Source organism: Paraburkholderia sp. NPDC080076, from assembly GCF_050281145.1.
GTDB lineage: Bacteria > Pseudomonadota > Gammaproteobacteria > Burkholderiales > Burkholderiaceae > Paraburkholderia.
Map to the genome: position 1 here is coordinate 408,486 of NZ_JBNNWQ010000008.1, position 17,948 is coordinate 426,433.

The window sequence follows — 17,948 nt, forward strand, 5'->3', positions numbered from 1 at the left end:
TGCTTCCTCAATGCATGTACGTGACGCGCCGGGCTTGCACGTCGAGTTCCACACCGGCGTCGAGCAGATCGATGGCGAACCAGCGAATCAGCTTCAGGACGCCACTCACCGCGGGCGCGGGCAGCCATTCGTTCAACATGCGCAACGCTGCACCGCTATGCGTTTTTTGCAGCAGCGCGATGGTCTGCAGGATCACCGCTTCGTCCTTGCCGAGATCGCTGGCACAGCGGCAGCGCATATCGAGTGGCCGATACGACACGTGCATCAGCGAACGCATCAGTAGATCGAAGTGTTCGATGCCGTCCGGTCGCAGACCGATGCCGCTGAGAATGTCGCGCCAGTGCACGCCGCCGCGCGCCGTTTCGCAGGCGGGCCGCAGCCATGTGCGAACGGCGCTCAGGACGGTGCGGTCGGGCGCGTCGGCGGTATCGGTCGGATGATCGTCGATCAGTTCCGGGCGGCTGCTATGTTGAGAGCGAAAGTTCATCGATGCTCCTGAATGGACACGGTCCAATGAATCGCGCCGGCCGGATGGGACGGGTGCCGCGTCGCAGGCCAGCGCTTGTCGCGTGCGACGGAAGGGCGATGACGCAGAGCCTGCGTCAGATGCTCACGTTTGATGCCGTTACCGGCGCTTGCTTCAGGTTTGAGCGGGCTGCGTCGGCTGCCACTCGCGCACGTGCGCGCTGCGCGCCGGACGTGCCGGTGCTTGCCCCGGCGTTTTCGGCGTGCCGACAAACAGGAAGCCGAGCAGTCGCTCGTTCGGCGCGAAGCCCAATGCGTCATGCAAGCGCGGTTCATAACTGTCCGGACCGGTGGACCAGAAGCCGCCAAAGCCGAGCGCATGGATCGCGTTGAGCATGTTCATCGCCGCCGCGCCGGCGGCCAGCAATTGCTCGATCTCGGGCACCTTGGGATGCGCCGAGATTGCCGCGCCGAGCGCGATCAGCAGCGGCGCGGCAAATGCCTTCTGCCGGCGATGCGCATGCGCCGAACGCGGTTCGTTCGGCGAGCGGGCGCAGGCGAGGTCGACCAGCACGTCGCCGAGCGGTCCGCGTGCGTCGCCGCGAATCGTCACAAAGCGCCAGGGACGTAGATTGCCGTGATCCGGTGCGCGCAAGGCGGCGTCGAAGATCAGGTCGAGTTCGGCGTCCGCCGGACCGGGCTCGGCCAGCGGCCATTGCGATTGACGCGACAGCAGGACTTCGAGCGCCGCCGAAGCTTTCGGCCCGGCACTGGCGGCAGGCTTTGCTGCCGCCGGGCGCTGGTTGTCGGTTTCGGGGCGGCTGATGTCTAGCGTCGTCATGATCTCGGGTTCGGCGAATGGTATGGGCTGAATAATGAGCCAATTTGCTCGTAAATGCAAATCATTCGCATTTAGAAGAAATGTTGGTGAATTGGTTTCGAGCCTGTTCGGCGCGCGGCGCGAAACGCAGGGCAGCCCGAGCCGCCGAGCGGTAAATTGCTAACGCAACTAACGGTCAACCGCTCCCGGCGCCCCCGGATATGATGACGAAGTGCCGAATTCAGCCTTTTTGGCAAAAGCGGCCTGCAGCCTCCTTGCCCACTTTCGCTTGCCCATGCCGACAAAAACATTCGAGACCGCATCGACTTCCCAAGCCACCGAAGCGGCGCAACGCCTCCCCACGCTGATGCTCGCCGCGGCGCTGTCGCTGGGTAGCGCGATCGCGCTCGGGCTCGCACGCTTCGCATACGCACTGCTGTTGCCGTCGATGAAACTCGACCTCGGCTGGAGCTTCGCGCAAGCCGGCGCGATGAATACGGCCAACGCGCTGGGTTATCTGCTCGGTGCGCTGGCTTTTCCGCGCCTTGCGCGCAGATGGTCGGCCGGCGCATTGTTCGGCGGCGGTTGCGTCGCGACTGCGTTACTGATGGCAGTCAGCGGCCTGCTTGCCGACACGGACTCGTTGCTCGTGTTGCGCGTGATCACCGGCGTAAGCAGTGCGGCGGTTTTTATCAGCGGCGGCGTGTTGGCTGCGCGGCTCGCATCGGCGAGGCCGCACGACGCAGGGCTCGTCCTCGGCCTGTATTACGGCGGCACGGGATGGGGCATCGTGGCGTCGTCGGTGCTGGTGCCGCTGACTATCTTCAACGTCGCGCACGGCTGGCAGTTTGCGTGGTTCGCACTCGCGCTCGCGTGTGCGGTACTCGCCGCAGTGGCCATCGGCGCCGCGCGAAAAATCGAGAGCGTGCACGCGACGGCGTCGTCGGCCACGCAATCACACGCCGCCGCCGATGCGCCCCGTTGGCCGCGATTCAGTCTCGCGCTGGCGGGCTACGGCTTATTCGGCGTCGGCTATATCGGCTACATGACGTTTATCGTCGCACTCCTGCGCAATGCGGGCATGAGCGCGGCTGTCGTTACGGGTTTTTATCTGCTGCTAGGCGTGGCGACGGTGGCCTCGGCGCGCGTGTGGTCGGGGTTGCTCGATCGCATGCGCGGTGGCCAGGCGCTCGCGGTGCTCAACGCTTTGCTCGCGGTCGCGACGCTGCTGCCTGCTCTGTTCACGCAACCGTGGGTGGCGTTCGTGTCCGGCGTGCTGTTCGGCGCGACGTTTCTCTCCGCCGTGGCGTCGACCACGGCCTTCGTGCGCCACAATCTGCCCGCGAGTCATTGGGCCAAAGGCATCAGCGCGTTCACGATCGTGTTCGCGTTCGGGCAGATCGTCGGACCGATGGTGATCGGCTGGGTCTCGGACGGCGCGGGTCTCGCGCGCGGGCTCGTGTATTCCGCACTGCTGCTCGCGGCGGGCGCGGTGCTGGCGGCGTGTCAGAAAGCGTTGCGCTGAACGTGAGTCCGCGCATTCAGGCAAGTGCGCTTCACGTTTTTCACACCTGCACGGACGGGATGCTCTTCATGCAACGCAAGGCGAACATCGAGCGGCTATGCCGGATGCCGGCGATCTTGTAGAGCTTCTCGCGCAGAAACCGCTCGTAGCCCGCCGTGCCATCGACCGCCACCTTCACCAGATAGTCGTAGTCGCCCGACACGAGATACGCCTCCAGCACTTCGGTCAGCGTCGCCAATTCGGCGCCGAAGCGGGCGAGGGCGTCGTCGTCGTGACGGTCCAGCGTCACTTCGAGCAGGACGATGTCCGCGAAGCCGAGCTTCTGCTGATCGAGCAGCGCGACGTAGCCGCGGATATACCCCTCCGTTTCCAACTGACGCGTGCGATTCCAGCACGCCGTGGTCGACATGCCGACCAGTTCCGCCAGCTCGGCATTGCTGAGGCGCGCGTTCTTTTGCAACTCGCGCATGATCTTGCGATCCTGGTTGTCGAGCGGGCGATTTCGGGTGGTCATAGGCGGTACTGGAAGCTTGTTCTGGAAAATCGCATTCTAAAGGAAGATTGTCCCGACATCGCGCGGGAAGCTCATTGCTTTAAGAAGCCTATCCAGCCAGCGTCCCGGTATATTTTCAGGGTGCATTCATGCCCGGGACAACCGCCCGGGCTGCGGGCCTCGCGCCTGCGGCCTTGCGCGGCCACAAGCTGCCATCCGGTGTCTCGCTGTCTTTCACAGGAGACAGCACGCGGGCGAATTGCGGCGTTACCAGCGCCGCAAGACGCGCTCGCCGGGCATGGACGCATGTTCCTAACCGAATGCCTGCCAGCATGATCGTCCGCACGACCGGGTTTCTCGACCCGCGCGGATAGCGGCGGGACGTACTGGCATGCCGCAACCACACGCCTTCCGATGTCGAGCCGGCCGCCGACGCTCAGCAACGAAGCCTGTTCTGGCGCGGCGTCGCCACCTCGGGATTCAACCGAAGACGCTGCTGTTTTTTCCGTCGTTCTTTCCGCAGTTCATTAGCGCTCCTTCGAATGAGGCGCACTGGTCCGCGAATCAGCAATATCTTTTGCTGGCCGCGACATTTGCATGCGTGTTTGCGTTGGGCGTGGCGTCGGCGGCAATTTTCTCGCACCGCTTGCGCACCGTTTTACAACGGCCGAAGCGGCTGCGCGCCGTGAATCGTTTGATGGGTAGTGTGCTGGTCGTCATGGGCGCGCTGATGGCGGCGGTGCGCTGAGCGCGTCACTGGATCGCGCGGCGAACACCACTCCACGCGTCGCCTTGAATTAAAAGCGACGCGTGGCTGCTCGATCAACTTGGTTTGGTAGGCGCTTTGACCGCGCTCTGTACCGCGACATTGCGATAGACGTCGCGGCAGAATTGCATGCCGCTTTGATGCGCACCGTTGACAGCCGCCGTGATGCGTACCGTTCCCTCGACATGCTGAGCCGGCGGATTGACGAGTGCGGCGTCGATCGCGAACGGATCGGCAGGCGACGCGCGCATGATGCCGATGCCTTTGATCGTCACGGCAAGGCACGGGTCGGGCAGTTGTGGACCGTGGCTGGCGGCGACGTCGAAATTGATGTTCAGGGTCCAGAAACCCTCGTGAATATCCTGATGAATAATGACGGCTTTCACCACGTCCTGGTGTGACAGCGTGTACTCGTTGCTGGCCATCGGTCCCTCCTTGCCTCGCACGCATTCTGAGCGCACGTGTGCAGATATGGCATTTTGCGCGGACTAGGGAAGGTTAGTTTTACGCGCCATTCCGCGCAGCGCAAGCGGAAAGATAGGTGCCTCGATGCGTCGGCGCGCATGCATCGCGCGGACGCGCGAAAGGCGACGCCCGGACGCCGGCGCCGCCTTTCTCGCCGCAGCCGGGTGGGGCTGCGGCGCAGTGGAACGAACCTCGGATCAACTGCGCAAACAAGCAGGTTCTATGGATTAGTGGAAGATGAGGTACAGGATGACCAGTACGATCAACGGGACGCCAAGCAACCAGCCGAGAAGGTAAGGCATGATGTGATCTCCTTTCGTATCGAGGTTTGAATACGAAGGTGATTGAGCATCCGGCGTGCCTGACGTGTCATCTCAAGCCACCGGTGGCTGCTCGATGCTGCCGAGTACGGCGTCGAACCTCACCGCATGCAAGTTTGGATCGACGCCGCCACGCTAACGTCAAGGCAAATTCTCCCGCAGGACGATGCTAAATTGCACCGGCTTCACGTCGCTCATCGCGTCACGCTTCTCGCGCACGTTGCGAAAAATGCGCAGACAATTTCCCACCATCGCTTGCGGCGTTTGCGTGATCAACGCATCCATGGTGCCGTCGATCAGCAACGCTCGCGTGTCAGGCGTCAAGCCATGACCGACAAACAGAATCTTCTGCTCTGAGCGCGCCTCGACAATCGCGCGCGCCACGCCATCCGATCCGCCGCCGCTGTTGTAAATGCCGGCGAGATCGGGATGCTGCTCCAACAGCTTGCGCGTCTGCATATAGTTGCGTTCGCTGTCGTCGTGTCCCTCACGCAATCCGATCACGCGCACTTGTGGAAACGTCGATTCGATCAAATGCAGAAAACCGATCTCGCGTTCCTCATGCCCGCGATAGTTGAGGCTGCCCGCGAGCATGGCGATCTTCCCGCTCGGTCGAGGGCCCATGAAGCGCCCGAGCAGCAACGCGGCGGTACGTCCCGCCGCACGATTGTCGATGCCCACGTAAGCCAGCCGCCGCGCATTCGATAAATCCGAAATCAGCGTGATGGCCGGCACGCCCTGGTCCGCCAATGCATTCACGGCGTCGCGCACCACCGGATGTTCGAGCGCCATAAACACGACGCCATCCGCACGCTGTCCGTAGTGCAACAGACGGTCGGCCAGTTCCTTCGGGTTGAAACTCTCGACGTAGTGCACGCGGCACTTCATGTCCAACGCGTTCCACTGATCGTGTGCGAAGTCGATGTAGTCGCCGAGCATGTGCAAATAGCGGTTGGTGCCGGCGGGCAGCAGAAACGCGATGCGCATCGGCTTCGAGGCGGGCACGACGGGCGCCTCTGGCGTGAGCAGATAGCCGAGTTGGGCGGCCGCTTGCAGCACGCGTTGCGCCGTCACGGCGCGCACGCCTTCGCGGCCGTTGAGCACACGATCCACTGTGGCGGTCGAAACACCGGCGGCGCGTGCAATGTCGGGAATGCGGGCGCGCGCGGCGGCGGTGAGGTGAACCGTTTCGGACATAGCGGTCCTTCGCAGAAGGGAATTCCATCAAAAAACATCAAGTTCGCGGTTTGACAGCAGTTGCCGCGCACGCCTAGTCTTGCAGCTATCACGCGACGACTCAACACCGGAGACCGGAAATCACGGCGTAGCGAGCAGGCGATGATGGTTTTTGATGGATTCGACAGTCACATCAATTATAAGCAAGGAGACGCTCAAATGACCAACCTCGCGAGACGCACCCTGCTGCGTGCCGCAGCCGCCGTGCCGGTAGCCAGCGCGCTGGGCTTTCCGGCCATCGTGCGCGCGGCGTCCGGCCCGGAGTTCGTGTTCAAGTACGGCAACAACCTGCCGCTCACGCATCCGCTGAACGTGCGCTCGCAGGAAGCGGCCAATCAGATCAAAGAGGCGTCGAAAGGGCGCATGGAGATCCGGATATTCCCCAACAACCAGTTGGGCGGCGATACCGACATGCTCGCGCAGGTGCGTAGCGGCGGCATCGAGATGTTCACGCCGTCCGCGCTGGTGGTATCGACGCTCGCGCCATCGGTCGCGATCAACGCGGTGGGCTTTGCGTTCAGCGACTACAACCAGGTGTGGAGCGCCATGGACGGCAAGCTCGGCGCGTACGTGCGCGCCGCGATGCAGAAGGCCGGACTCGAATCGTTTGAAAAGATGTGGGACAACGGCTTTCGTCAGACGACCACCAGCACCGGTGCGATCACCAGCGCGCAGAACATGCGCGGTTTGAAGATTCGCGTACCGGTGAGTCCGCTCAGCATCGACATGTTCAAGGGACTCGGCGCTGCGCCGACCAGCCTGCAATTCAGCGAGGTCTATTCGTCGCTGCAAACGCATATCGTCGATGCGCAGGAAAACCCGCTGCCTATCGTGCAGGTCGCGAAGCTCTACGAAGTGCAGAAGTTCTGTTCGCTTACCAATCACATGTGGGACGGCTACTGGTTCGTGCTGAACCCGCGCGCGTGGCAGCGCTTGCCGAAGGATCTGCAGGGCATTGCCAGCGACGCGTTCAACCAGTCGGCGCTCAAGCAGCGTGAAGACGTGCGCAAGCTGAACGACGCGGCGGTCGCGGATCTGCAAAGCAAGGGTCTCTCGATCAACCGTCCCGCGCCCGACACGTTCCGCGCGGCGCTGCGCCAGGCGGGTTTCTACGCCGAGTGGAAGAGCAAGTTCGGCAATCAGGCGTGGGACCTGCTCGAACAATCGGTCGGCAAGCTGGCTTGAGCGTGCTGCATACGGGTGAGCCTGAGACGAAGCGCGGCGAGCCGCCGCGAGGAGACAGCAGGATGTCGAATCACGCATTGAATCCGGCGGACGCGGGCGTGCCGTTGCACGCGGCGAGCATGCCGCGCCGCTGGCTGAGGAGTTTCGATCGCGGCTTGATCGCGCTCGTCGAAGTGTGCGCGGCGGCGCTGCTCGTCGTGGAAATCGTCGTGATGCTCGCGGGCGTGGTGTGCCGCTACGTGCTGCATCAGCCGCTCGTGTGGTCGGATGAACTGGCCGGGATTCTGTTCCTGTGGCTCGCCATGCTCGGCGCCGTGCTTGCGTTGCGGCGCGGCGAACATATGCGGATGACGGCGCTGGTCAGCCGACTCTCGCCGCAGCGGCGCGCGTTCGTCGACACGCTGGCGATCGCCGCATCGATCGCGTTGCTTGCGCTGCTGATCGCTCCCGCCTACGACTATGCGTCCGGCGAGGCAGCGATCGTGACGCCCGCCTTGCAGATCAGCAATGCATGGCGCGCGCTCGCCTTGCCGATCGGCGCGGCGCTCATGCTGCTGGTCGGTCTGATCCGTCTCGCCCAGGTGAGCCGCGTGCGCGACGTCGTGATCGTGCTCGCAATCACGGCTGTGCTGGCCGCGGTGGCCGTGTTCGCCGGTCCGTGGTTTCAGACGCTCGGCAAAACCAGTCTGGTGATCTTTTTCGTCGGCGTGGTGGCGATCGGGATTTTCTCGGGCGTGCCCATCGGCTTTTCGTTTGCGCTTGCCACGTTCGGTTATCTGGGACTCTCGACCTTCACGCCGCTCGAAGTCGTGGTCGGCCGCATGGACGAAGGCATGTCGCATCTCGTGCTGCTCGCTGTGCCGCTCTTCGTGTTTCTCGGTTTGCTGATCGAAATGACCGGCATGGCGCGCGCAATGATCGAGTTTCTCGCAAGTCTCGTCGGTCACGTGCATGGCGGGTTGTCGTTCGTATTGATCGGCGCGATGTATCTGGTGTCGGGCATCTCCGGTTCGAAAGTGGCCGACATGGCGGCCATCGCGCCGGTGCTGTTTCCGGAGATGAAAAAACGCGGTGCTTCCGAAGGCGATCTGGTCGCGCTGCTCGCCACGACCGGGGCACAAAGCGAAACGATTCCGCCGAGCATCGTGTTGATCACGATCGGTTCAGTGACCGGGCTGTCGATATCCGCGCTCTTCACCGCGGGCATGTTGCCGGGCGCGGTGCTCGCGCTGATTCTGTGCGTGGTGGTGTGGTGGCGCTATCGCAAGGAAGACCTGAGCGGCGCGCAGCGTTTCAGCAAGCGGCAGATCGGGCGTCTGTTCATCGTGTCGCTGCCGGCGCTGGCGTTGCCGTTCGTGATTCGCATGGCGGTGGTCGAAGGCGTGGCGACGGCGACAGAGGTGTCGACCATCGGCATCGCGTATTCGATGCTGATCGGCCTGCTGGTGTATCGCCGCTTCGAATGGCGGCGGCTTGGCCGCATGCTAGTGGATGCGGCGACTTTGTCCGGCGCGATTCTTTTCATCATCGGCTGCGCCACGGCAATGGCTTGGGCGCTCACGCAATCCGGCTTTTCGCAGGACCTCGCGCAACTCATGGGCTCGATGCCCGGCGGCGCGTACGGTTTTCTCGCGGTGTCGATTGTCGTGTTCGTGATGCTCGGCAGCGTGCTCGAAGGGATTCCCGCCATTGTGCTGTTCGGGCCGCTGCTGTTTCCCATCGCGCGGCTCGCGGGCGTGCATGAAGTGCATTACGCGATCGTCGTGATTCTTTCGATGGGCGTGGGTCTTTTTTCACCGCCGTTCGGTGTCGGCTACTACTCGGCGTGCGCGATCAGCAAGGTCAATCCCGATGCGGGCATTCGACCGATTGTCGGGTATATGGGCGCGTTGATCGTCGGCCTGATCCTGGTCGCGGCGATTCCCTGGATTTCGATCGGCTTTCTCTAAGCAGGTCTCTCAAGTTTATTAACAGGTTCGACCTTCGGGCGCCGCGTTTTCGCCGCGCCGGGGCGTCGCTCGTCTTTCAACCCGCAGCATCGGGAGAGTTTCATGAGTCGTTTCTTTGGCGAAATCCGGCAGGCAGGCTATGTGGTGCGGGACATCGAGGCCGCGATGGACTACTGGAGCCGCGTGCTCGGCGTAGGTCCGTGGTTTTACAACGAACGCGTACCGATCGAGAACTACACCTACCGTGGGCAATCGTACGAGGTGCACAACTCGGTGGCGCTGGCGAACTCGGGACCGTTGCAGGTCGAACTGATCCAGACACGCAACGACGCGCCCTCGATGTATCGCGACTTTCTCGCCGCGGGCCATACCGGCTTGCAGCACAACGCGTACTGGACCACGTCGTTCGACGCGGATCTCGCGCGTCTGCAGGAGCAGGGTTTCGAAGTCGCGATGAGCGGCGAAGTGGGGCGCAACGGGCGCTTCGTCTACTTCGATACGGAGAATCATCCCGGCACGGTAATCGAGTTGTCCGAGATCGCCGGGCCGAAGGGCAAGCTCTTCGACATGATCTACGCGGCGTCGCGCGACTGGGACGGCCGCGAGCCGGTGCGCCGCTTTCCCGATCTGGGCACGCTATGAGCGAGACGCTGCAACCGCGCGCCGTCGACGACGATACGATCGAGGCCGACTATCTGATCGAGACGCCGCTCGATCCCGCACGTGTCGCCGATGTCATGGCCGGCGAGCAATCGAGCGGCACGTTCGTGCGCGTCGCCAACGAATCCGATGCGCTGCGCGCGCGCAGCCGCGCGAGCGTGCTGCGCATCGAGGAACTGGAGGCAGCGGCGCAGCCCAGTTTGCCGAACGCATGGCTCGAGCGTCAAGGCACACCGGGACCATGGCGGCGTGCGCGCATCAGGCTGTCGTTTCCGCTCGCCAACATCGACGCGAATCTGCCCACGCTGGCCGCGACCGTCGCCGGCAATCTGTACGATCTCGGCGAAGTGACCGGCATGCGGCTGCTGTCGTTGCGCTTGCCGGCTTCGTACCGTGCGCGGTTCGAGTTACCGCGTCATGGCGTGGCCGGCACGCGCGCGCTGACGGACGTGAAAGACAGGCCGATGATCGGCACCATCATCAAGCCGAACGTCGGCCTGAGCGCGGCGGAAACGGCGGCGCTGGTGCGCGATCTGTGCGAAGCGGGTGTCGATTTCATCAAGGATGACGAAGTATGCGCGAATCCCGCCCATGCGCCGCTGGCGGAGCGCGTGCGGACGGTGATGGCCGAAGTGCGCCGTTACCGTGAGCGCAGTGGCCGTCCTGTAATGGTCGCGTTCAATATCACCGACGACCTCGACGCCATGCGCCGTCACGCGGAACTGGTCGAACGCGAGGGCGGCAGTTGCGTGATGGCGAGCATCAACTGGTGCGGCTTTTCCGCGATCCAGACGCTGCGCCGCGCGACGCCGCTCGTGCTTCACGCGCACCGCAACGGCTACGGCATGATGTCGCGTGACCCGGCGTTGGGCATGTCGTTTCAGGCGTATCAGACGTTGTGGCGACTGAGCGGCGTCGATCATATGCACGTGCATGGCCTTGCCGGCAAATTCGCGCAGAGCGACGCCGAAGTGATCGAGTCGGCACGCGATTGCGCGACGCCGCTCGCCACCGGTTGCGACGATACCGTGCTGCCGGCGTTTTCATCAGGGCAATGGGCCGGCACCGTGCAAGCGACATATGACGCCGTGCGCTCCGCCGACCTGCTGTTCATGTCGGGCGGCGGCATTCTCGCGCATCCGGACGGTCCCGCGGCGGGCGTCACGAGCGTGCGCCAGGCGTGGGCTGCGGTGCAGGCGGGCACGCCGCTGCCGGTGTACGCCGAGCACATGCCGGAGTTGCGGCGCGCCTTGGCGTTTTTCGGCAGCCGCACGTGAACATCACCGGCGGCACGGAACAAAAGATGAGCGACGAAGCACATAGCAACGGTCCGGCCTACGCCTTCTACGGCGACGACTTCACCGGCGCAACCGACACGCTGGCCCATCTCGCCCGCGCCGGTTTGCGCACCATGCTGTTCTTCGCCCCGCCGGATGGCGCGCGTCTTTCGATGCTCGGCCGGCTCGACGCACTCGGCGTAGCGGGCGCCGCGCGGACCATGCCGCCCGCCACGCAGCGGCAGGAACTCGAGCGTGTCGGCGCTGCCTTCGCCGCGCTCGGCGTGCGGGTGATGCACTACAAGGTGTGCTCGACGTTCGATAGCGCGCCGGAAACCGGCAGTATCGGCGTGGCGATCCGCACGTTGCGCGAGTACTGCGCGAACGAACTCGTCGCGGTGGTTGGCGGTCAGCCGAATCTGCGGCGCTATTGCGTGTTCGGCGAACTCTTCGCGGCAGCCGGCGCGGATGATAGCGCGCAGTCGATCTACCGCATCGACCGTCATCCGACGATGAGCCGCCATCCCGTTACGCCGATGAACGAAGCGGACTTGCGCGTGCATCTTCAGCGCCAAGGTGTGAAGAATGTGCAATCGATTGACTGGCGCTGCTATGCGCACGGCGACGCCGAACTTCAGGCGCAAGTGCAGCACCGGCTCGATTCGAAACCCGACGCCGTGCTGTTCGACGTGCTCGACGATTCGCATCTGCTGGCGATTGGCCGCATGATCGCGCGTCATGCCGCGGCGTCGGCGCCATTGCTCGCGGTCGGTGCGAGCAGCGTCGCGCAGGCTTATGCGTTGGCGCATGACAACCGCGTTAAAGATGCCACGGCGGAAACTCGAACCACGCCGCCGCTGGCTCCCGCACGCGGCCCCGTATTCGTGCTGGCGGGCAGTCTCTCGCCATTGACCGAGGCGCAGATTAGCGCCGCGCCATCCTACCTGCGTGTGGAACTGGATCCGCTGAAAATGACCGGTGACGCAAGCTCCGATTATCTGGCGGAGCGCGTGGCCGCAATAGCCGGGCCCTTGCGCGACGGACGCAACGTGCTGGCTTTCACGACGCGCCGCGCGTCGAGCGAAGGCGGCGCGCTGCCGCAACTCGCGCATGCCTGTGCGTCACTCTTGCAACAGGTACTCGGCGCCGTGCGCTTGCACCGCATCGGCATTGCGGGCGGCGACACGTCGAGTTTTGCCGTACGCGCGCTCGGCGCATGGGGACTCTCGTATCTCGCGCCGTTATCGGCGGGCGTCACAGTGTGCCGTCTCCACGCCGATCGCGCGGAACTCGACGGCATGGAGATCATGCTCAAAGGCGGGCAAATGGGCGACGCGGATCTGTTCGAGCAACTGCTCGAAGGCAACGGCTAACGACCGCGCCCGCATCCGCGAGCGCTTGGCGACGCCGGAATCAATGCCCGAACTTACTCCCGTGATCAGAGCGACCTGATTCGCGAGTAACTTTTCCATCGCTGCTCCCGGCGTGACAAGGTGGGAATGTGCATCGACCATCCATATAGCAAGGCCGCCGGATATCCATGCAGCGAACTGCACCGATATCCGGCGGCCGACCCGATTCGGAAGAACACGGGCACTACGAAATGCTTAAGCAAGTTGCGGCTATATGACGCCGACGACCAGCAATACGATTACCACGATCACAACGAGGCCTAGACCGCCCGTAGGACCGTAACCCCACGCACGACTGTGCGGCCACGTGGGGAGCGCACCGATGAGCAGAAGAATCAGCACGACTAGAAGAATAGTTCCCAACATATGAATGACCTCCGCCTGGTTGATTGGACCTGCCTTCACGACAGCCGCGCAAGGCACGCCCTGCGGGCGTTCCTGCGAAAGGCAGTATCGGTGTCATGGTTGAGCAAGCCGCATGCCCACGGCTAAAAGTCGAGCGGGCAACGTTCGAAACCAGTTACATCGCGGTGTGGCGTGCGGCGCCGATACGCGACGCAAGGAGATCAGCGACGAAGGCAATACTTAGCGCGACTGCTCCACAGGTGAAGATCAACGCGTAGTCGTTATGCGTATGCGAGAAGAGGTACGAGTACCCATAGCCGCCGAGCGCCTGGAAGAGCGCGAAGGCTGTGGTCGCGCGACTCCATGCGGCTCGTTGTTCGGTGTGATCGTGCGGCACCAGTTCATGAATGCGGCCGAGCACGAGCGGCACGATGCCTGGCGTGAAGATGCCGAGAATCACGGTCGATGCGGCCAGCACGAACGAGCTGCCCGAAAACGCGAGCATGGCGACAGCGGCCGCTTGCAGAAGCAGTCCGACGCGATACGCCTTGCCGAAGCCGATGCGATCGGCCACGTTGCCGCAGATCACCGGTCCGGCGATCGCAGCGAGGCCGTACAGCACCCAGTAGTTCGCGCCGATTGCCGCGCCGCGTCCCAGCCCGCGAGCGACATAGTCGACGAGCAGTACCATCGCCGGCACGAGACCGAGGGCGTTCGCCGCGTATTGCGCGTACAACACGCGCAGGGTCAAGCCGTGAGGGCGCGCCGCGTGATGCGCGCCGGACGGCACGACCGGTGCGGGTGGATTCGTCGAAGGCCAGCCGAACCAGCTCACTACGGTCAGCACCAGTGCCACCGCGCCGAGACCGATCCACGTGGTTTGCAAACCATAGTGAAGCAACTGCGGAATCAATGTGCCGGATGCCGCGATACCCAAGCCGAGTCCAAGAAAGATCATGCCGCTCACGAAGCCACGGCGCGGCGCCGGAATGTGCGGAAGAATCGATGTCGCTACCAGCACCATGATCGCTCCGCCGGAAATGCCCGACAACAAACGCCACGTGAAAAACCAGCTCACCGAAAGCGGATACGCGCAGGCGAAGAAGGCGCCCGTCACCACCGCCATCAGCATGCGCAACGCGCTGCGGTTCGATAGTGCTGCTGCGAGCGGACGGCCGATCAACGCGCCGACCAGATAGCCGGCGAAGTTCGCCGCGCCGAGCGTGACCGCTTGCGACGACGTGAACCAGTGCGCCTGGATCAGCGAGGGAATCAACGGCGTGTACGCGAAGCGGGCGAGGCCGATGGCGACGAGACTGCCGCACAGCCCCGCGAGCGTTGCGAAGAGCGCGCGGGCATCGAGTGAGACTGGACTATCGGACGCTATGGGTGCAGCGGACATGACGGTTCCTTTACCGGTGCGCGCTGGTAGCGGCGCTGCCGGATGTCGGTGGGGAAAGCGAAGCGAAGGGACGCGCCTTGTCAGGCGCCGGGCTCAGACGCCGTTGTCGGTTGCTGGTAGGGCAGGCAAACCGAGCAGCAGCAACACCGGCGCGATCGCGCCGATGAGCAGCGCCTGTTGCGGATTGACGCGCGCGAGAACGCGAACGCCGATCAATGTGGCGAGCAGATGAGTGGCGGCGTCATCGGCGGAAACGACGGTGGTGATTTCGCCGCTCTCGCCGGCCGCAACCACGCAGCGGTAAAAAAACGCGCGGATTTCGGCGAATTCCGTGGCGACGATGTCACGGAATATTTCGTCCTCCGATGTGGTTTCCAGCGCCGAGTTCACCAGCATGCAGCCGCGCTGGGCGGGATCGGCGAGCGTACGCTCAAGGATCTCCTGGAAAAACTTCGTGATGCCTAGAGCCGGCGATACGGTGCGTTCCAATCGCCGGATCCGTTCGCGCAAGGTGTGCTCGAGATAATGCTCGAGCGCTCGCAGATACAGCGTGCGCTTGTCGCCGAACGCGTTGTAGAGGCTCGGCTGCGTCAGGCCGGTCGATTTGACCAGATCGCGCGTGGAGGTCGCCTCGTAGCCCTTCGTCCAGAAGGCCGCGCTGGCGGCTTCGAGCACCTCGTGTTCATCGAATTCGCGGGGTCTTGCCATGGTGAATGTCCTTCCAGCGTCACTGACGACTAGTTCTGTATCATTCGATATAGAAGGCGATTATATATCGACTGATACAGAACGCAAGAAGAAGATTTGAGGGCGTCCGGCGGCGCGTTTACAGTGCGCTGCGGTTTGGGGGCAGGGCGTCGGCGGGTGGTTGCCCGTCCGGTGCGAGTTCGGTTTCCGGATAGCTGATCCGCACGGGGGGCACGAACCACGCGAGGCACAGGCCGATCAACGCGGCGGCGCCCGCCACCAGAATGCCGATGTGAATGGATTGCACCAGCGCTTCGCGCGCGGATCTCATCATGGCGTCGCCCGACTGGCCGGCACTCACCAGACGATTGATCAGCGCGGCCTGCTCCGCGCGATCCACCAACAGTTCAGGACTGGCGAAGGATTTGAACCACTGCGTCGCCTGATAGGAATCGAGTGAGCGATGCACGCCGCGCGAATAGAGATGCCCGAGCAACGCGCCGGTCATCACCGTGCCGAGCATGCCGCCGAACGTCCGCAGTGATTGAAGCAGCGCGGTGGCTGCGCCGACATGATCTCGCGCGACGATCTGCTGCGAACAGACTGTCAGGCTGGTTGCCACCAGACCGAGGCCGAGCCCGCTGATCCCCATGCACGACGCCCACACCAGATGCGGTTCCGTGCCTCGCAGTACGACTACGCTGAGACAGGCGAGCGCGGACAGCGCAAAACCGGCATACATGATGCCGTTCGCGCGGCGGATCCGTGTGACGATACGATTGTTGAGCACGCTGCCTACGGTCGTGCCGAGCAGCAGCGGCGTGATCAGCATGCCGGAGTCATGCGCGGACATCGCGTAGCCGCCCTGAAACAGCAGCGGTACGTAGAACACCAGCGAAAAGAGCGCGAAGCCGCCGAGCACCGACATCGCGAAGAGCGCGGAGAGCTTGCGGTCCATGAGCATGTCAACGGGCACGATCGGATAGCCGATGCGCCGTTCCCATAGCCAGAGAATCAGCCCGCAAGTCGCCGCTACGATGGTCAGCACGACTGTCGTGGTGTCGAAACCGCGCCTCGGAAACAGTTCGATTAGCACTTGCAGTGAGCCGAACGTCACCGCGAGCACGAACGCGCCGAGCCAGTCGAGCCGCACGGGCCCCTTGTGCCGCAGGTGAAGCAGCGGCGGCAGAAAGCGTTGCACGAACAGCAGCGATAAGATCCCGACCGGCACGTTGACGAAAAACACCAGCCGCCAGCCGCCGTACTGCGTCAGCATTCCGCCGAGGGTCGGTCCGATCATGTTCGACACGCCGAAGGCGGAGGTGACGAACACCAGCCAGCGCAGCCGCAGTTTCGGATTGGGAAACAGATCAGCGACGGTGGCGAACACCGTGCCGATCAGGATGCCGCCACCGATCCCTTGCAGGCCGCGCGAAATCACCAGCAACAACATGCTGTTGGCGAGCCCGCACAATACCGAGGCGCCGGTGAACAACAGGATCGCGGCGATCAAAAACCGCTTGCGGCCGAATAGATCGCCCAGCCGCCCGAAGATGGGAATCGTGATGACCGAGGCCAGCATGTACGACGTCGCGACCCATGCGTACAGGTCGAAGCCCTTCAGTTCGGCGACGATACGCGGCAGCGCCGTACCGACGATGGTTTGATCCAGCGCCACCAGCATCGCGACGAAGGCGATGCCGAGCATCGCAAGCAGCGACTCGCGAAACGGCAGCAGTTGCCCGCTCGGAAGCGGCGCGGCGAGCCCGGCGCTCATGGCGTGCTTACTTGTTACCCGCTGCGGCATATTTGCCGAGGGCGCCGCCCAGTTCTTCGTCGGTCAAGGCTGGGGAGATGTTCATCGTGAGCAGGTCGCCCCATTCGAGCGCCAGCGCCGCCATCGCGCCCGTGTCGTCAGACTCGACGATAGCAACGCCATGCAAGCCGCCGATAGCGTGCCAGCGTCCCAGCAATTTGACTCCCTCCGGCACCCGGCCGCCGGTCTTCATGAAACGTTCGATGACGGAACTCTCGGCGGTTGGCAGACCATTCCATAGGACGATAAATTTCATTGCGCGTCTCCAATCCGAATTGGCGATGCCGGCTCGTGGCGCGCTGCCATCGTCGCTTATGGGTACGGCGCGTCGCGGTTGCGGTGCGCCGTGTTCACTCTGCGCCCGCAAGCTGTCCGAATAGTACGTGCTATTGGCGGACAGCGATCAGAAAACCACGTGGCATCCTAAGCATCATAGGTGAGCGGAGGGCGGCCGGCGTCGCCGCGTGCGGACATTCACCAGGCTAATTGAACAAGCGCTCTTTCGTGGCGAAAAAGCGAAGAGGGCTGTTGCCAGCTGGGAATATCTCGTGGGTTGTTCACGTTAACTATTGCGGGGCGCCGGCAACAAAAGCAAACGGCACGCGTGGGTGACGCGTGCCGTTGCTGTGACTGTGCGACGCTTGGGCGAGGCGCGCTACGGTTTGCGCTGCACGGCGGCGCGGGCAATGGTCTGATGCGCTGCGGGGAATCCCGGCGGATATTCGACCACGCGTGCCGAAGCCGGCACGAGTGGCACGGCCGCGTTCAGCCGCGCGCCGATACGTGCGCCGCCGACGATGGCCGCCATCGCCTGACGATCGAGTTCGACGCTATCGGTGAGGTCCCTGATGATCAGCTTGGTCATGTTGGCTCCAGGAAAGAAATCGAGCGGCGCGCCGGTGCAATGCGCCGGCCGCCGCTCGGGTGTGTCGTGAAATGTGCTGAGGTCTCCTCGCACTATCAGTATAGGAAATCTGTCTGCCGCTCGCTGGCCGGCGATGATCTGCCGGCCGGAATGAGGCCCCCCGGTCCTCGCGACGGCAAGCCGTCACACGTTGGCGTAGTTGGCGCCCCACAGCGACGGGCTGACGTTCAGGTGCAGCGGCACGAAGCCCGCGCCGATCA

17 protein-coding genes and 2 pseudogenes are annotated in these 17,948 nt (G+C 63.6%); 7 read left to right on the forward strand and 12 right to left on the reverse strand.

Annotated elements, in window-relative coordinates:
- Nucleotides 1–7 precede the first annotated feature (7 nt).
- Both ACQKRQ_RS29710 and ACQKRQ_RS29715 read right to left on the reverse strand, forming a co-directional pair.
- On the reverse strand, nucleotides 8–487 hold the full coding sequence (locus ACQKRQ_RS29710) for a hypothetical protein (protein ID WP_132378920.1): 480 nt from the start codon (nucleotides 485–487) through the stop codon (nucleotides 8–10).
- 153 nt (nucleotides 488–640) lie between these two features.
- Entirely contained in the window at nucleotides 641–1,306 is a 666-nt protein-coding gene (locus ACQKRQ_RS29715) for a nitroreductase family protein (protein ID WP_427481159.1), read from the reverse strand.
- A gap of 274 nt (nucleotides 1,307–1,580) precedes the next feature.
- Here ACQKRQ_RS29715 and ACQKRQ_RS29720 point away from each other — a divergent pair, with 274 nt between their 5' ends.
- Nucleotides 1,581–2,810, forward strand: a complete 1,230-nt coding sequence (locus tag ACQKRQ_RS29720) for a YbfB/YjiJ family MFS transporter (protein ID WP_427481160.1) — start codon at nucleotides 1,581–1,583, stop codon at nucleotides 2,808–2,810.
- 40 nt (nucleotides 2,811–2,850) lie between these two features.
- Here ACQKRQ_RS29720 and ACQKRQ_RS29725 read toward each other — a convergent pair whose 3' ends face one another.
- Nucleotides 2,851–3,324 (reverse strand): Lrp/AsnC family transcriptional regulator, encoded by a 474-nt coding sequence (locus ACQKRQ_RS29725; protein ID WP_408177297.1) that lies wholly within the window; start codon nucleotides 3,322–3,324, stop codon nucleotides 2,851–2,853.
- 401 nt (nucleotides 3,325–3,725) lie between these two features.
- Here ACQKRQ_RS29725 and ACQKRQ_RS29730 point away from each other — a divergent pair.
- Nucleotides 3,726–4,051, forward strand: a pseudogene (locus ACQKRQ_RS29730) (LysE family translocator); the annotation flags it as partial.
- 74 nt (nucleotides 4,052–4,125) lie between these two features.
- Here ACQKRQ_RS29730 and ACQKRQ_RS29735 read toward each other — a convergent pair.
- Both ACQKRQ_RS29735 and ACQKRQ_RS29740 read right to left on the reverse strand, forming a co-directional pair.
- Complete coding sequence (locus ACQKRQ_RS29735) at nucleotides 4,126–4,494, reverse strand: hypothetical protein (protein WP_427481161.1); 369 nt, start codon at nucleotides 4,492–4,494, stop codon at nucleotides 4,126–4,128.
- 501 nt (nucleotides 4,495–4,995) lie between these two features.
- On the reverse strand, nucleotides 4,996–6,051 hold the full coding sequence (locus ACQKRQ_RS29740) for a LacI family DNA-binding transcriptional regulator (RefSeq protein WP_132378910.1): 1,056 nt from the start codon (nucleotides 6,049–6,051) through the stop codon (nucleotides 4,996–4,998).
- A 198-nt stretch (nucleotides 6,052–6,249) separates the two neighbouring features.
- Between ACQKRQ_RS29740 and ACQKRQ_RS29745 the strand changes: the two genes are divergently transcribed.
- From ACQKRQ_RS29745 to ACQKRQ_RS29765, 5 genes are all read left to right on the forward strand, one after another.
- The gene (locus ACQKRQ_RS29745; RefSeq protein ID WP_132378908.1) at nucleotides 6,250–7,275 is read left to right on the forward strand and encodes a TRAP transporter substrate-binding protein; all 1,026 of its coding nucleotides are present in this window, start codon (nucleotides 6,250–6,252) and stop codon (nucleotides 7,273–7,275) included.
- A 62-nt stretch (nucleotides 7,276–7,337) separates the two neighbouring features.
- Nucleotides 7,338–9,224 carry a TRAP transporter large permease subunit gene (locus ACQKRQ_RS29750; protein WP_427481162.1) on the forward strand — a complete coding sequence of 629 codons (1,887 nt, stop codon included), beginning with the start codon at nucleotides 7,338–7,340 and terminating at the stop codon, nucleotides 9,222–9,224.
- Nucleotides 9,225–9,326: 102 nt separating this feature from the next.
- Nucleotides 9,327–9,866: a VOC family protein gene (locus ACQKRQ_RS29755; protein WP_427481163.1), complete on the forward strand. Its 540-nt coding sequence runs from the start codon at nucleotides 9,327–9,329 to the stop codon at nucleotides 9,864–9,866.
- Complete coding sequence (locus ACQKRQ_RS29760) at nucleotides 9,863–11,161, forward strand: ribulose-bisphosphate carboxylase large subunit family protein (RefSeq protein WP_427481164.1); 1,299 nt, start codon at nucleotides 9,863–9,865, stop codon at nucleotides 11,159–11,161. The genes ACQKRQ_RS29755 and ACQKRQ_RS29760 overlap by 4 nt, the downstream gene beginning before the upstream one ends.
- A 26-nt stretch (nucleotides 11,162–11,187) precedes the next feature.
- Entirely contained in the window at nucleotides 11,188–12,534 is a 1,347-nt protein-coding gene (locus ACQKRQ_RS29765; RefSeq protein WP_427481165.1) for a four-carbon acid sugar kinase family protein, read from the forward strand.
- On the opposite strand, the pseudogene ACQKRQ_RS29770 reads toward ACQKRQ_RS29765, so the two are convergent.
- The 7 genes and pseudogenes from ACQKRQ_RS29770 to ACQKRQ_RS29800 all read right to left on the reverse strand — a co-directional run.
- Nucleotides 12,530–12,633: pseudogene (locus ACQKRQ_RS29770) on the reverse strand (sugar dehydrogenase); the annotation flags it as partial. The gene ACQKRQ_RS29765 and the pseudogene ACQKRQ_RS29770 overlap by 5 nt on opposite strands.
- Nucleotides 12,634–12,783: 150 nt before the next feature.
- Nucleotides 12,784–12,939, reverse strand: a complete 156-nt coding sequence (locus ACQKRQ_RS29775; protein ID WP_012429014.1) for a DUF3309 family protein — start codon at nucleotides 12,937–12,939, stop codon at nucleotides 12,784–12,786.
- 154 nt (nucleotides 12,940–13,093) lie between these two features.
- On the reverse strand, nucleotides 13,094–14,320 hold the full coding sequence (locus ACQKRQ_RS29780; protein WP_427481166.1) for a YbfB/YjiJ family MFS transporter: 1,227 nt from the start codon (nucleotides 14,318–14,320) through the stop codon (nucleotides 13,094–13,096).
- A 93-nt stretch (nucleotides 14,321–14,413) separates the two neighbouring features.
- Nucleotides 14,414–15,028 (reverse strand): TetR/AcrR family transcriptional regulator, encoded by a 615-nt coding sequence (locus tag ACQKRQ_RS29785; protein WP_427481167.1) that lies wholly within the window; start codon nucleotides 15,026–15,028, stop codon nucleotides 14,414–14,416.
- Nucleotides 15,029–15,146: 118 nt separating this feature from the next.
- The gene (locus ACQKRQ_RS29790) at nucleotides 15,147–16,784 is read right to left on the reverse strand and encodes an MFS transporter (protein WP_408177288.1); all 1,638 of its coding nucleotides are present in this window, start codon (nucleotides 16,782–16,784) and stop codon (nucleotides 15,147–15,149) included.
- Between the two features lie 7 nt (nucleotides 16,785–16,791).
- A complete protein-coding gene (locus tag ACQKRQ_RS29795) occupies nucleotides 16,792–17,079 on the reverse strand; it encodes a DUF3303 domain-containing protein (protein WP_132378894.1) in 288 nt (95 codons plus the stop codon).
- 399 nt (nucleotides 17,080–17,478) lie between these two features.
- Nucleotides 17,479–17,688 carry a hypothetical protein gene (locus ACQKRQ_RS29800; RefSeq protein WP_132378892.1) on the reverse strand — a complete coding sequence of 70 codons (210 nt, stop codon included), beginning with the start codon at nucleotides 17,686–17,688 and terminating at the stop codon, nucleotides 17,479–17,481.
- Between the last annotated feature and the right edge of the window lie 260 nt (nucleotides 17,689–17,948).